The following is a 13,245-nucleotide window of genomic DNA, read 5'->3' as shown; positions in this document are numbered from 1 at the left end:
TGTGTATAAATGAAAGGTGTAATAATGGCTGGGGGAAAAGGAACCCGTCTTCGTCCACTGACTTGCAATCTGCCTAAACCAATGGTGCCGCTGCTGCATAAACCCGTAATGGAGTACAGCATTGAGCTGCTGAAAAAATATGGCATCACGGATATCGCAGTAACGCTGCATTATATGCCAGAGGCCATCAAAAATTATTTTGGAGATGGCAGTGACTTTGGCGTTAACCTTCATTATTTTGAGGAAACGACGCCGCTAGGGACAGCAGGGAGCATTAAAAACGCAGAAGATTTCTTGGATGAGCGCTTCATCGTGATCAGCGGTGATGCCTTGACGGATTTTGATCTACTAAAGGGAATCCAATATCATCAGGAAAAGGACGCCCTCGTTACGATCTTTATGAAACAGGTCGAATCTCCGCTTGAATACGGTGTGATCATGACCAATCAGAACGGAGAGATCATCCGTTTCCTTGAAAAACCAAGCTGGAATGAAGTATTCAGCGATACAGTCAACACCGGCATTTATGTCCTCGAACCGGAAATTTTTCAATATATGGAGAAGGATTTTCAGACGGATTTCAGCAAAGACTTGTTCCCTCTCCTGATGAAAGAAGAGCGGCCATTGTATGGCTACCCGGCAGAAGGCTACTGGTCGGATATCGGAAGCCTGCATCAGTACCGGCAATCACACCGCGACATGCTGGATGGCCTTGTCAACCTGCCGTTCTCAGGGCATGAGATCGACCAGGGAATCTGGGTCGGGAACAATGTTGTCATTGAAGACGGCGCAAAACTGGAACGGCCGGTACATATTGCGGATGGAACAGTCGTCAGGGCAGGAGCGGATATAAAAAGCTATTCTGTCATTGGCCGGAATAATGTCATTTCTTCTCAAGCGTCATTAAAGAAAAGCATTCTTTGGCATGATGTTTATGTGGGATCCGAAAGCGAGCTGAGGGGTGCAACCATTGCAAATGGAACGATGGTCGAGCAGGGAGCAACGATCTACGAGCATGCTGTTGTCGGCAATCATTGCAAGATCGGAAAACGCTCCACTATAAAGCCGGAAGTGAAAATCTGGCCGGAAAAAGAGATCTACGATGAAGCACTTGTGCATACTTCATTGATCTGGGGAAGAAAAGCAACCAAGTCATTGTTCGGCAGCCGCGGGGTCTCAGGGATCGCCAATGTAGAGATCACACCTGATTATATCGCAAGACTTGCTTCTGCGTATGGAGCTGTGCTGCCTCACGGTTCCAACATCGCGATCGCCAGTGATTCTCATTCTTTCTCCGGAATGATTAAACAGGCCTTCATCCAGGGATTGTTGTCATCTGGGGTAAATACTCTTGATACGAGCCCTACGGTAGCTCCTGTCGTCCGTTTTGCGATTGAGATGGATAATCTTCAAGGCGGTGTCTACATCCGTTTTTCAAACAGAGGCGGAGAAAAGCAAGTGTTTATCGAGTTCTATGACCACAAAGGCCTGCCGATCCATCCTGATCAGGAACGGAAGATCGAGAATGCTTATTGGCAAGAAGATTACCGACGTGCCGCTTTTGACATGATCGGCAAAAGTACCTACAACAATTATAAAAACGAAGAGTATATTGAAGCCCTTTTACAGACCGTCAATAAAAAAAGAATCAGAAATTCAAAGTTTCGAATCGTTGTAAACTATAATCACCAGCCGTATCTCAGCTTTATTCCTATCCTTTTCCATAAATTGGATTGTGAGTTCTTGACCGTTCCATCTGAGACGGGACCTGAGGAAATGGCTTCCTTTGTCAGAGTGACGAATGCCAATATTGGGATTCTTGTCGGTGAGGCCGGAGAAACGCTCAGCCTGATCACGGAGTCTGGAAAACTGCTCGATGAGGAAACGATGCTTTCTCTATATGTTCTCGTGACGTTTTACGAAGGAAAACAAAACGAAATGGCTATCCCGGTCTATGGTTCTTCTGACCTTGACAGCCTGGCCGGCCGTTTGAACGGAAGGCTCATCCGCACGAAAGCCAATCCTCGATCCATTATGGAAGTCGGCAGCGGGGTGATGAATTTTCAGTACGACGCCCAGTATGCACTCATTCACATCCTGGAGATGATGGCTACCCAGAAGATCACACTGTCAGAACTAGTAGGGTTGCTGCCAAATGTGAATATGCTGAGAGAGTATGTTCCTTGTCCATGGGATAAAAAGGGAAAAGTCATGAGAAAGCTTATGGAGGATATCCGTGATAATAATGTGGAACTCGTCGACGGCATCAAAGTCTTTCATCCTGAAGGCGGCTGGACACTGATTCTTCCGGATGTAGAACAGCCGGTCTTCACTGTGTATTCGCAGGGATCGAACATGGATCAGGCGAAAGAAGCTGCAGCTGAGTTCATCGATAAAATCCGGCTGTATCAGAAGGTTTAATGGATCATGCCGAGGCAGCTTGTAGCCGGAAACGGAAAAATTCTCGTAAACATTGATCAGCACCTTCAGATTAGAGACATTTATTATCCTTATGTCGGACAGCAAAATCACGTACAGGGACACGCAAACAGAGTGGGGATATGGACAGATGGCCATTTCTCCTGGCTGTCTTCGGAACACTGGAGCGTCCATACGGACTATCATAAAGATTCTCTTGTAACCTGCTGTACGGCTGAAAACAAACAGATGGGCATTCGCCTTGTATTTGAAGACGGTGTTCATCAGCGTGAAAATATGTTTTTGCGCCGAATAAAAGTGACGAACACCTCGAAGAAGGAAAAGAAAATCCGGCTCTTTTTTCATCAGGATTTAAATATTTATGAGACAGAGGTTGGAGATACTGCTTTTTACGCCCCGGATTCAAGGTCTATTATCCATTACAAAAAGAATCGCTATTTTTTGTTTAATGCTCTTTTTGGAGATAATGGCATATCACAGTATACGACAGGAATCAAACGGTTCCAAAGCGCTGAAGGAACATGGAAGGATGCCGAGGATGGATCGCTGCACATTAATCCGATCGCCCAGGGATCTGTAGACAGCACCTTTTCTGTGGAACATGAAGTTCGAGGAGAAGAAACCGTTGAAGCCTTTTATTGGATGACCATTGGGAGGAACAGGGAAGAGATCCTTGCACTGAACGAATACATCAAAGAAATCGGACCATCATTGACTATTGATAAGATCATGATCTACTGGAGGAGATGGGCGAATAAATCACCGCTGCCAGATACAGATCTGGAGGAAGAGATTTTAGCTCTGTATAAACGGAGCCTGCTCATTGTCCGGACTCAGACTAATGAAAATGGCTATATCATGGCTGCCAATGATTCTGACATCCAGCAATATAACCGGGATCATTACAGCTATATGTGGCCGAGGGACGGTGCACTTGTGGCAGCGGCAATCGCCAAAGCCGGCTATCAGGGGATGGTGAAAAATTTCTATAGAAGGTGTGCAGAGGTGCTGACAAAAGAAGGTTTTCTGCACCATAAATACAATCCAGACGGCTCGATCGGTTCAAGCTGGCATCCGACTGTCGGAAAAGACGGGAAAGAACAGCTGCCGATACAAGAGGATGAAACGGCACTCGTATTATGGGCGTTTTGGGAGCACTATAAAGAGACCGGGGATATCGAATTTGCCCAATCTCTTTACCGATCGCTTATAAGGCCGGGTGCCCGTTTTCTTCTTCAGTTCATGGATGAGGAGCTTGATCTGCCCAATCCGTCCTATGACTTGTGGGAAGAAAGAAGGGGAATCTTTTCGTTTACGTGCTCAGCTGTTTACGGCGGTTTGATGGCAGCTCACTCTTTTGCTCTTTTATTTGGGGAAGATGACAGGGCTGCAAGGTACAAAGCGGGAGCAGAGCGCGTAAAAAAAGGAATGGAGAACCATCTTTACGATCAAGAAGCCGGCCGGTTCCTCAGGGGAATTTACTTGAACGAGGAAAATCGGGAAATAACGAAAGATTATACGATAGAAAGCAGCATGTACGGCTTGTTTGCATTCGGTGTTTTTTCCGCCAATGATGAAAGAGTGCAGTCTACGATGGAGGCAATTGAGCGGGAACTGTATATCAAAACACCGATTGGCGGAATCGCAAGGTATTTTAACGATTATTATTTTCAGCAGACCCATGAAGTGGAGAAGGTGCCAGGCAATCCTTGGCTAATCTGTACACTGTGGCTTGCGAAATGGAAAATTGCTGCAGCCGTTGACCGGAACGGCCTCAAGCAATGCAGGGAATACTTGCACTGGGTGGTCTCCCACGCATTTTCAAGCGGAGTTCTGCCTGAGCAGCTGCATCCATTCTCTGGTGAACCGCTGTCCGTCGCCCCATTAACATGGTCCCACGCGACCTTCGTGGATGTCGTTGTCGATTATATTCAAGCTTATGAACGTCTTGAATAAAATGCACTTGCTGAAATTAAATGTGTCTGGTATTATATTAAAGTATGAATTAATTTGGAAACAAATCAATCAAAGCAGTACGCCATTTTTGTAATGGTTAAGGTTTGGAGGGAAAATACATGCGTGTAAACATCACTCTTGCTTGCACTGAAACTGGTGATCGCAACTATATTACGAAGAAAAACAAACGTAATAACCCAGAGCGCTTAGAGCTTAAAAAGTACAGCCCAAGACTAAAAAAATATACATTGCACCGTGAAACGAAGTAATGTAAGGAAAAGCCACCTAAATCCTTGGTAGACATGGGATTAGGTGGCTTTTTTATTTGCGTTTTTTCTCTTCATCACTTCTTCATTACTTCCTTTTATAATGAGCACATAGCTTTAAAGGGAGTGATAACGGCAGTCCTTGCTTTATGGAGGAAGTTTTGATGCAGGGAATAACAGTCAGTATACAGTTGCTGTTAGATAAGTAACTGGTAAAATAAGAATGAGAATGATTTTTAAGAGGAGATGCGGTATGGAGAAGAAGAACTTAAGAAAAGAAATGAAAAACAAACTGCTGTCTCTGGACTCAACGTTACATAAAACGAAGAGTAAAGATATTGCCAGGCAGTTATTCAACATGCCGTTATGGTCGAACGCGAAGCATATCGGGATTACGATTTCGAGGGGATTTGAAGTAGATACCCGGGAGATTATAAAAAAAGCATGGGTCGAAGGAAAAGAAGTAAGTGTTCCAAAGTGCAGCACTGATGGGGAGAGGGCGATGGATTTTTATAAGATCACCTCTTTTGAGGACCTGGAAAATGTATACATGGACCTTTATGAACCGATTCGTTCCAATACTCAGCTATCTTCTGCCGATAATATCGAGTTGATGATCGTACCTGGCTTGATCTTTAGTCCAGAAGGTTACCGCATCGGTTTTGGGGGCGGATTTTATGACAGGTACCTGGCATCCTATGACGGAAATACGGTTTCTTTGGCTTTCGACTTTCAGCTCTCACATTCGATACCTGTTGAACCGTTCGATATTCCTGTCCAATGGATTGTAACAAATCTAGGTGTTCATAAGGCGGAATTTTGATGGGATGGATCGTCTTTGGCATCATCCTGGGCTGCTTTGTTTTTGCGTCCTTTAAACTTAAAATGCTCACACTGAGCGGAGCATTTGCCAGCTGGGGAATGGGTATGGTTGTTTATGGGGCTTTTGGTTTCAACGGGCTGAGCGTGCTCCTTCTTTTCTTTATCAGCTCCTCACTTTTAAGTAAATGGGGAAAAGTGAAAAAGCAGCAGATGAGAACGATCGTAAAAGAATCAAAAGGGAGAGATGCGGGACAGGTCTTTGCGAATGGAGGCGGCGCGTTTTTTGCAGGAGCAGGCTATTTAATGTTTCCACATCCTTTTTGGCTGCTTCTCTTGCTCGGCAGTTTGGCAGAAGCCGCAGCTGATACGTGGGCTTCTGAAGTGGGAGTCCTCTCTAGAGCAAAACCATATCATATCCTCCGGAGACAAAGAGTAGAAAGAGGAATATCGGGCGCGGTGTCTCCCCGTGGGCTCACGGCAGCCGTACTGGGTTCTTTTGTGATCAGTGTGGCAGGGGCAATGATGTTTTTTCATGGAAGCCGGGCCATTATCGTCTTCTTGGCTGTGGGCATTGCCGGATTTTTGGGCAATGTTCTCGATACTCTGATCGGCGGGACAATTCAACTTTCCTACCGATGTAAGGTATGTGGAATTGAAGTGGAAGAGGCGGATCACTGCGGTGTAAAATGCAGCAAACTAAAAGGCTCGCCTGCCGTCACAAACAATGCCGTGAATTTTGTTTCCAGTGCAGCTGCAGGGCTAGCAGCAGGGGTGCTTATCCTATGGTTATGAAAATGAATTGTACGGGTGTAGTACTTGCCGGAGGAGAATCATCCCGTTTTCCCATTCATAAATCATTTGCTCGTTATGATGGTGAATATTTTTATGAACGGGCTGTCTCTTGTTTGAAACCTGTTGTATCCTCTGTTTATCTCGTTGCGCATCCATCCATCGCCCATAAACTGTCAGCTTCATCTGCAATGGTGATCCAGGACCTTCCATACCTGCAAGGACAAGGGCCGCTGGCGGGAATTCTTACGGCGATGAACATCAGAGAGGAAGCTGACTGGTACGTGGTCATCACGTGTGATATGCCTCTCATGAGAACTGAAATATATGAGATCCTTTTAACCGCTGCGTTGAGTATTCCGGGAATTCAGGCAGTTGTGCCTGTCGTGAAAGAACGCCAGCAGCCGCTTGCCGCACTTTACCATAAGAGCTGCAAACCGGTCATATCCCAGCTTCTTACTGAAGGGAAGAGGAGCATGCATGGCTTGCTGCAATCTGTAAATACGAAGTACATCGATGAACTCTGCGGTGATTGGAATCCACATGATTTTATAAATATTAATACACAGGAAGATTACTCCCTTTATATTGAAAAAGGGCTAAGGGAATAATTTGCACAATCATGGCAAAAAGTAAGAGCAAGGAGGAATGCTCTGTGACTAGATTTATATTCAAGCTTGCCCTTGTTGTTGCCTTGATCCTGATAGGTTATCAGTACAGATATCGGCTGCTCAATGTCATACTGGGAGTGCCTTTGCTCCGAAGATTCGCGGTTGGCCGAATGATGTCGTTTCCGGGTTTGCGTGATAAATTTATGAAGGAAATGTTCTGAGGCGCTGTTCGCGCCTCTTCTTTTTGGTATGAAAGCAAACGGAATCTTTTTTGATCTTGATAATACCCTTTTTGATTATGACCGTGCTTTTGGGCTTGCCGCTATGCAAAGCTTCTCAGAAATGTATGGGGAACGGATGATAGTAGGGTGCACCAAAGTGAATATTGAACTGGATTGGTTTAAAATTTTCAAAACATACTGCGACCATTTTTGGGCTGGCTATGAGTGCGGTGATCTTTCCCGTACCGCGTATCAGAACAAAAGATTTATAACTTCTTTGCAGGCATGCGGACTGCAAGCAGGATCCCATAGGGCTGCTGCTGTTTTTGAAGAACGTCTCAGAACGTACATCCCATCGTATTGTAAGCTGTATGCAGGGGTCTCACAAATCTTACAGGAACTTTGTGATCGTAAAATGTTGATGGGCATCATTACCAATGGAGAGAAAACGGTTCAGAGAAATAAAATAGAGGCCTTAAACCTTACGAACTGGATAAAGCCTCAACATGTCTTTATATCTGACGAGATGAATGTACAAAAACCCAATCCCGCCATATTTGAAAAGATTCAAGAGAAAACGGATTGCAGCAATCCTCTTTATGTCGGTGATTCTTGGGACCAGGATATTTTTCCTGCCACCGTGTCCGGATGGAAAGCGGTCTGGCTCACTACAAGAAGGAGTGAGCCGAAAACACAAGGCAGTCATTTGGAATACAGAAGAGCTGCTTCGGTCTCTGAACTGAATCAGCTTCTTATCTCGTATATTGAATGAGCTGGATATACTCTCCGTCCTTGAGCTTAAACAGAACCATCAAATGGGTCTTATCCTTGCTGAACAGGATAAGCGGCATGCTGCTGCCGATGGGGTCCACTTTGGATCCATTGCTTTTCTTGACACCGAGAAAATAATTTTTATACAGTCCTTCCCACAGGTTGCCGATAATTTTATTCGTCTGGTCTTGTGTGAAACCAGGGAGCGGACTGTTTTGGTACTGGGGCAGATCGTTTAGTGCCACAGCATTGTAATTCGCGCCGTTCACATTGTAGAACTGTTTGGCCCCGCTCCAGGTCTGCTGAAGAAATGGATAGGTCTTAACATCCAATTTGGTTTTTACAGATCGCTCACTGCTGTTCTTTGGGTTTTGGAAAGAAGAGAAGGAGCTGCCTTTGTGATAGACATAAAGATTTTTTTTGCTCATCGCCTGGGCGCTGCGATAGGTGTCTTCATTTCTATGAATTTCAGCATAGTGATAGCTGACACTCTGAGACAATTGATCGTTCCCTCCAGGCACTTTTTTAGACTGATTAAGTGTTCTGGTGTCTTGTTCCCATTTGTTCATCGTGCTTGTTAATACACCGTTCGCATACAGCATGGAAATATCTTGCCGAAGATAGGCAGGCTTGTTCGTTTCAGATGATACATCCCAATTGAGTGTATAATTTTCAGCAGTTGAGCCGCCCAAAGTGACATTCGTCGTTGCTTTTGTGAAGGTTACTTGGGTGTCTATGGGAAAAAAGATGATACTTTCTTTGACAGGTTCCCTGCCAAAATAATACATAAAAAAGAGTATTGCGAAAAAAACAGGCAGAACGACACCAAGCCAATTTCTCATTTTCATAGGAATTAACCACCCCGCTGGACAGACTGTTGTTCCATGTTTATGCATAGCCGGCTCAAGAAAGAAGAAGGAATTTAATGAGAAGGAAAGAAATTCTTATAGTGAAGAACTAGACGATTATAGGAGAGAGGCACATCATGATCAATGAACAAGAAATACTTCAGAATATTAGTGACTTAGTCAGTATTCCAAGCCCAGCAGGCTATACAGATCACGCGATTTCCTATGTGAGCGATTTCCTGAAAAAGGAAAACATTCCGTATTACATTAACCATAAAGGCGGGCTGATCGCGACAATTAAAGGAAAGGACGATTCGAAGCATCGTTTGCTGACGGCGCATGTGGATACGCTGGGTGCAATGGTGAAAGAGATAAAGGGCAGCGGACGCCTGAAGCTCACCATGATCGGAGGATTCCGCTGGAACGCAGTCGAAGGAGAATATTGCAAGATACATACAACTGACGGAAAAATTTATACAGGGACCATCCTAATGCATCAGACGTCTGTCCATGTTTATAAAGATGCGGGTGACGCAAAAAGGGACGAAGTGAATATTGAAGTTCGGATCGACCAGCAGGTGAAAACAAAAGAGGAGACAGAAAAACTCGGTATCTCGGTAGGGGATTTCGTATCCTTTGAACCAAGGGTGGAAATTACAGAGAGCGGATTTATTAAATCGAGGCATCTCGATGATAAAGCAAGCGTCGGTATATTGATGCATCTTATTAAAGTGATTAAAGATCAAAGGATTGAACTGCCTTATACTGTGAATTTCCTTATCTCAAACAATGAAGAGATCGGGTACGGCGGAAATTCCAATATTTCAGAAGAGACGGTTGAATATATCGCAGTCGACATGGGAGCGATCGGTGACGGGCAGGCGACCGATGAGTACACTGTGTCGATCTGTGCGAAAGATTCCAGCGGCCCTTATCATTACGGACTGCGCAACCATTTAGTCAAACTGGCTGAAGAGCATAGTGTCGACTACCGTGTGGATATCTATCCTTTTTATGGCTCTGATGCATCGGCGGCCATTAAAGCAGGCTATGACATTAAGCACGGATTGGTAGGAGCAGGGATCGATGCTTCACATGCCTATGAACGCACTCACGTACAGTCCTTGCGGCATACGGCGACTTTGCTGCTTCATTACATGCAGTCTGAACTCGTCTGATGAGTTTGAAGATTTTTTCATAAGAAACAGAAACAAACCGCTGTCTTTTCAGCGGTTTTTTTCTTCTGTCTCTGCTATAATAATCAGGGTGATAAAATGAAAACGCTATATGATGTGCAGCAGCTCTTAAAGAGATTTGGAATCTTTATTTATACCGGACACCGGATGGCTGATCTTGAGCTGATGCAGGATGAACTAAGAACCCTGTACGATTCAGGTTTGATCGATCAACAGGAATTTAAGATGGCACTGCTGATTATTAAAGCTAACTATCAAAAATTCAGCTAATAAAATTGATATAAAAGGGTGACAGCTATGATTGAGAAATGGTATGTAGGCGTTGATCTTGGCGGAACAACAATTAAAATGGCATTTATCAGCGACTATGGTGATCTGATCAAGAAGTGGGAGATCCCAACGGATATCTCTGAAAAAGGAAAAAATATCACAACAGATATTGCGAAAAGCATCGACTCTGTTCTGGAGGAGCTTGGCGAAAAGAAATCCAGGCTCAATGGAATCGGCATGGGAGCTCCTGGATTTATAGATCTGTCCCGCGGATTTATCTACCATGCGGTCAACATCGGCTGGGTAAACTTCCCGCTGAAAGAACGTCTGGAAATGGAGACAGGGCTGCCTGTAGTCGTAGATAATGATGCCAATCTTGCAGCTGTCGGAGAAATGTGGAGGGGGGCCGGCGATGGAGCCAAAGACCTCCTTTGTATAACACTTGGTACGGGTGTTGGAGGCGGAATCGTCTCCAATGGGAAAATTCTTCACGGAACCAACGGAATGGCAGGAGAGATCGGGCACATTACAGCCATTCCTGAAGGTGGTGCACCATGCAACTGCGGCAAAACCGGGTGTATTGAAACCATAGCATCTGCTACAGGCATATGCCGCCTTGCTCGTGAAGGTTTGGAAAAATATCCGGATTCCATCCTTCAAAAAGAACAGGAAAAAGAGGATGGAATCACGTCTAAGGATGTTTTTGACGCTGCTGATAAGAAGGATGAGCTGGCGCTGTATGTCTTGGAGCTCGTGGGATATCACCTCGGTTTTATGATCGCGAACCTTGGGAATGCGATCAATCCAGGGAAAATTGTTTTTGGCGGCGGAGTATCAAAAGCTGGAGATAAAATCCTTCAGCCTGTCAAACAAAACTTTGATAAGTTTGCACTTCCGCGTGTAAAAGAAGGAGCGGAATTTGCTATTGCTTCACTAGGAAACGATGCAGGTGTATACGGGGGAGCCTGGATGGCGAAAAAATTGCATGAGGAAACTATTTTATAAACGATCCATAGTTTTTTTAAAGACCATGCTCAGCATGGTTTTTTCTTTTCATTCATGACTTAACTTCTGTATGAATACACTGAAAGGTAGAGGTTACATGATGAGGAGGAGCTTATGAAAATAACGGTAAGAAAGGGAGATACGTTTTCTTATTACAGCCAATTATTTGGACTCCCCTTACAGCTGCTGCTGGATTCCAACTTGCAAACGGATCCCGAATATTTGCTGCCCGGATCTTCGCTGCTCATTCCCGGCTATTTTCATCATGAGCATACGGTAAAAAAAGGAGACACATTCCATTCCCTCTCTAGGAGATACAATGTCTCTTTAGATGGCTTGTTTATATTGAATCAGGAAAATAATGCACAGCTTCTCAAAGAGGGAATGGTCGTGAATGTTCCGGAGCGAGCGGTACACCGTGTCGTTTCAGTCGGTGTGCCGTATGATTATAGTGTTCTGAAATACGATCTTCAGCGTTTATGCTCTCTTTATCCCTTCATTCGCTCTGACTGTTTTGGACAATCGGTATTAAAAAAAGACCTTGTTCAGCTGAAATGCGGAAGAGGGCGAAAGAAGGTGCACGTGAATGCCTCTTTTCATGCAAATGAATGGATAACGACCGGCATCTTGATGGTTTTTTTAAACGATTACTTGTTGGCGCTGACAAATAATACACCCATCCGGGGAATCAATATGCTGCCTTTGTACGAATCAGCGACGCTGTCAGCCGTTCCAATGGTCGATCCTGATGGTGTCGATCTCGTCCTGCAGGGTCCGCCCGATATAGAGCCGTACCGCAGCCTGGTCAAAACCTTAAACAAGCAGCATCCCAATTTTAAAGACTGGAAGGCCAACATCAGGGGAGTGGATTTAAACAACCAGCTTCCGGCACGGTGGGAGATCGAAAAAGCTAGAAAGCCGGCAGAACCGGCTCCAAGAGATTATCCGGGAGATTATCCGCTTTCCGAGCCCGAAGCGAAGGCGATAGCCAATCTGACGGTCGACGAAAATTTTGACCGTGTTATCGCTCTTCACACCCAAGGGAAAGAATTTTATTGGGGCTTTGAGAAGGAAGAACCGGATGAAGCCGAAAAGATCGCCGAAGAATTCGAACGTGTAAGCGGCTATAAAGCAGTCCGCTACGTAGACAGTTACGCGGGATACAAAGACTGGTTCATACAGGAGTTTCGCAAACCGGGTTTTACTATCGAACTGGGGATCGGTGTAAATCCGCTTCCTCTTTCGCAATTCCAGGAAATTTATAAAGATACGCTTGGTATATTTCTGGCCAGTCTGTACATGTAAAGAAGCGGAGAAACCAGCAGCCATAAAAGAAGTGCCCCCAATTGTGAGTCCAAACTAACAATTGGGGGCACTTCACTAGGCGCTGGTTTTTTCTTATGGGTTAAATCATGGTACACTGTTAGTATTCTCGATTCTATTAACTCAGGAGGTTATTATGGCTATTATAGACATTACGGTTATCCCGATCGGGACAGAATCCCCGAGTGTCAGTACATATGTTGCAGGAATACAGCGTGTTCTTGAAAAATATAATGATCAGATTAACTACGAACTGACTTCGATGAACACCATTGTAGAAGGGGAGCTGGATGTTTTATTAAACGTCATCAAAGAAATGCATGAAGCGCCCTTTCAGGAGGGCATACAGCGGGTGGCTACAAATATCCGCATTGATGATCGAAGAGACAAGAAATCTACGATGAAATCCAAACTGGAAAGCGTACGGAACAAAATGCAAGGGTAAATAAAAAACCATCCGCGATACTTCGCGGATGGTTTCTTGCTGTTGGGTTTAGTGGCCTGTAGAGCCTCCGCCTGTGAACAAATCGATAAAGGTCATGATGGTAAACCAGCCAAATACTGCAAATGTAAGAAACGCAAAACCAGAACCTAACATATTCTTAATTTTTAATGACCGCAGTAAACCTAGAGCAGCAAAAATTGTAACAATTGCGAAAATAATGGCTAAAGCCATATCCTATGCCCCCCTTACTCTGGAGTAATCTACTTAAATACTGAATTCCCTA

15 protein-coding genes are annotated in these 13,245 nt (G+C 44.6%); 13 read left to right on the top strand and 2 right to left on the bottom strand.

Annotated features, from left to right (window positions below):
* Positions 1-9 precede the first annotated feature (9 nt).
* The 8 genes from M1K46_RS11190 (at position 10) to M1K46_RS11155 (ending at position 7,876) form a co-directional block, all read left to right on the top strand.
* Entirely contained in the window at positions 10-2,421 is a 2,412-nt protein-coding gene (locus tag M1K46_RS11190; RefSeq protein ID WP_256226052.1) for a sugar phosphate nucleotidyltransferase, read from the top strand.
* A gap of 6 nt (positions 2,422-2,427) precedes the next feature.
* Complete coding sequence (locus tag M1K46_RS11185) at positions 2,428-4,395, top strand: glycoside hydrolase family 15 protein (protein ID WP_256226051.1); 1,968 nt, start codon at positions 2,428-2,430, stop codon at positions 4,393-4,395.
* Positions 4,396-4,514: 119 nt separating this feature from the next.
* Positions 4,515-4,664, top strand: a complete 150-nt coding sequence (gene rpmG / locus M1K46_RS11180) for a 50S ribosomal protein L33 (protein ID WP_007202187.1) — start codon at positions 4,515-4,517, stop codon at positions 4,662-4,664.
* A 250-nt stretch (positions 4,665-4,914) separates the two neighbouring features.
* Complete coding sequence (locus M1K46_RS11175) at positions 4,915-5,484, top strand: 5-formyltetrahydrofolate cyclo-ligase (protein ID WP_256226049.1); 570 nt, start codon at positions 4,915-4,917, stop codon at positions 5,482-5,484.
* Complete coding sequence (locus M1K46_RS11170) at positions 5,484-6,275, top strand: DUF92 domain-containing protein (protein ID WP_256226048.1); 792 nt, start codon at positions 5,484-5,486, stop codon at positions 6,273-6,275. Before M1K46_RS11175 ends, M1K46_RS11170 begins: the two co-directional genes overlap by 1 nt.
* Positions 6,266-6,883 carry a molybdenum cofactor guanylyltransferase gene (locus tag M1K46_RS11165; RefSeq protein WP_256226047.1) on the top strand — a complete coding sequence of 206 codons (618 nt, stop codon included), beginning with the start codon at positions 6,266-6,268 and terminating at the stop codon, positions 6,881-6,883. Before M1K46_RS11170 ends, M1K46_RS11165 begins: the two co-directional genes overlap by 10 nt.
* A gap of 44 nt (positions 6,884-6,927) precedes the next feature.
* On the top strand, positions 6,928-7,104 hold the full coding sequence (locus tag M1K46_RS11160; protein WP_156316364.1) for a hypothetical protein: 177 nt from the start codon (positions 6,928-6,930) through the stop codon (positions 7,102-7,104).
* A 28-nt stretch (positions 7,105-7,132) separates the two neighbouring features.
* Positions 7,133-7,876: an HAD family hydrolase gene (locus M1K46_RS11155; protein ID WP_091004661.1), complete on the top strand. Its 744-nt coding sequence runs from the start codon at positions 7,133-7,135 to the stop codon at positions 7,874-7,876.
* Here M1K46_RS11155 and M1K46_RS11150 read toward each other — a convergent pair.
* The gene (locus M1K46_RS11150; RefSeq protein WP_256226045.1) at positions 7,857-8,723 is read right to left on the bottom strand and encodes a hypothetical protein; all 867 of its coding nucleotides are present in this window, start codon (positions 8,721-8,723) and stop codon (positions 7,857-7,859) included. The genes M1K46_RS11155 and M1K46_RS11150 overlap by 20 nt on opposite strands.
* 137 nt (positions 8,724-8,860) lie before the next feature.
* On the opposite strand from M1K46_RS11150, the gene M1K46_RS11145 reads away from it, so the two are divergent.
* From M1K46_RS11145 to M1K46_RS11125, 5 genes are all read left to right on the top strand, one after another.
* Positions 8,861-9,901 carry a M42 family metallopeptidase gene (locus M1K46_RS11145; protein ID WP_256226041.1) on the top strand — a complete coding sequence of 347 codons (1,041 nt, stop codon included), beginning with the start codon at positions 8,861-8,863 and terminating at the stop codon, positions 9,899-9,901.
* A 96-nt stretch (positions 9,902-9,997) separates the two neighbouring features.
* Positions 9,998-10,189 (top strand): YqgQ family protein, encoded by a 192-nt coding sequence (locus tag M1K46_RS11140; protein ID WP_053357887.1) that lies wholly within the window; start codon positions 9,998-10,000, stop codon positions 10,187-10,189.
* Positions 10,190-10,216: 27 nt separating this feature from the next.
* The gene (locus tag M1K46_RS11135; RefSeq protein ID WP_256226038.1) at positions 10,217-11,194 is read left to right on the top strand and encodes an ROK family glucokinase; all 978 of its coding nucleotides are present in this window, start codon (positions 10,217-10,219) and stop codon (positions 11,192-11,194) included.
* Between the two features lie 114 nt (positions 11,195-11,308).
* On the top strand, positions 11,309-12,499 hold the full coding sequence (locus M1K46_RS11130) for a M14 family metallopeptidase (RefSeq protein WP_091004673.1): 1,191 nt from the start codon (positions 11,309-11,311) through the stop codon (positions 12,497-12,499).
* 154 nt (positions 12,500-12,653) lie between these two features.
* Positions 12,654-12,962 (top strand): MTH1187 family thiamine-binding protein, encoded by a 309-nt coding sequence (locus tag M1K46_RS11125; RefSeq protein ID WP_256226037.1) that lies wholly within the window; start codon positions 12,654-12,656, stop codon positions 12,960-12,962.
* A 48-nt stretch (positions 12,963-13,010) separates the two neighbouring features.
* Here the strand turns inward: M1K46_RS11125 and M1K46_RS11120 are convergent, their stop codons facing one another.
* Positions 13,011-13,193: a DUF2759 domain-containing protein gene (locus M1K46_RS11120; RefSeq protein ID WP_053357891.1), complete on the bottom strand. Its 183-nt coding sequence runs from the start codon at positions 13,191-13,193 to the stop codon at positions 13,011-13,013.
* Positions 13,194-13,245: the final 52 nt, after the last annotated feature.

The organism is Fictibacillus sp. WQ 8-8, assembly GCF_024494405.1.
GTDB lineage: Bacteria > Bacillota > Bacilli > Bacillales > Fictibacillaceae > Fictibacillus_C > Fictibacillus_C marinisediminis.
The sequence above is the reverse complement of the archived record's forward strand: the minus strand, read 5'-3'. Positions and strand labels throughout refer to the sequence as shown.

Coding starts and splice junctions, on each gene's coding strand:
- M1K46_RS11145 (WP_256226041.1), top strand. CDS start 8,861: ATGATCAATGAACAAGAAATACTTCAGAATATTAGTGACTTAGTCAGT.
- M1K46_RS11165 (WP_256226047.1), top strand. CDS start 6,266: ATGGTTATGAAAATGAATTGTACGGGTGTAGTACTTGCCGGAGGAGAA.
- M1K46_RS11150 (WP_256226045.1), bottom strand. CDS start 8,723: ATGAAAATGAGAAATTGGCTTGGTGTCGTTCTGCCTGTTTTTTTCGCA.
- M1K46_RS11130 (WP_091004673.1), top strand. CDS start 11,309: ATGAAAATAACGGTAAGAAAGGGAGATACGTTTTCTTATTACAGCCAA.
- M1K46_RS11185 (WP_256226051.1), top strand. CDS start 2,428: ATGCCGAGGCAGCTTGTAGCCGGAAACGGAAAAATTCTCGTAAACATT.
- M1K46_RS11140 (WP_053357887.1), top strand. CDS start 9,998: ATGAAAACGCTATATGATGTGCAGCAGCTCTTAAAGAGATTTGGAATC.
- M1K46_RS11190 (WP_256226052.1), top strand. CDS start 10: ATGAAAGGTGTAATAATGGCTGGGGGAAAAGGAACCCGTCTTCGTCCA.
- rpmG (WP_007202187.1), top strand. CDS start 4,515: ATGCGTGTAAACATCACTCTTGCTTGCACTGAAACTGGTGATCGCAAC.
- M1K46_RS11120 (WP_053357891.1), bottom strand. CDS start 13,193: ATGGCTTTAGCCATTATTTTCGCAATTGTTACAATTTTTGCTGCTCTA.
- M1K46_RS11125 (WP_256226037.1), top strand. CDS start 12,654: ATGGCTATTATAGACATTACGGTTATCCCGATCGGGACAGAATCCCCG.
- M1K46_RS11175 (WP_256226049.1), top strand. CDS start 4,915: ATGGAGAAGAAGAACTTAAGAAAAGAAATGAAAAACAAACTGCTGTCT.
- M1K46_RS11135 (WP_256226038.1), top strand. CDS start 10,217: ATGATTGAGAAATGGTATGTAGGCGTTGATCTTGGCGGAACAACAATT.
- M1K46_RS11170 (WP_256226048.1), top strand. CDS start 5,484: ATGGGATGGATCGTCTTTGGCATCATCCTGGGCTGCTTTGTTTTTGCG.
- M1K46_RS11155 (WP_091004661.1), top strand. CDS start 7,133: ATGAAAGCAAACGGAATCTTTTTTGATCTTGATAATACCCTTTTTGAT.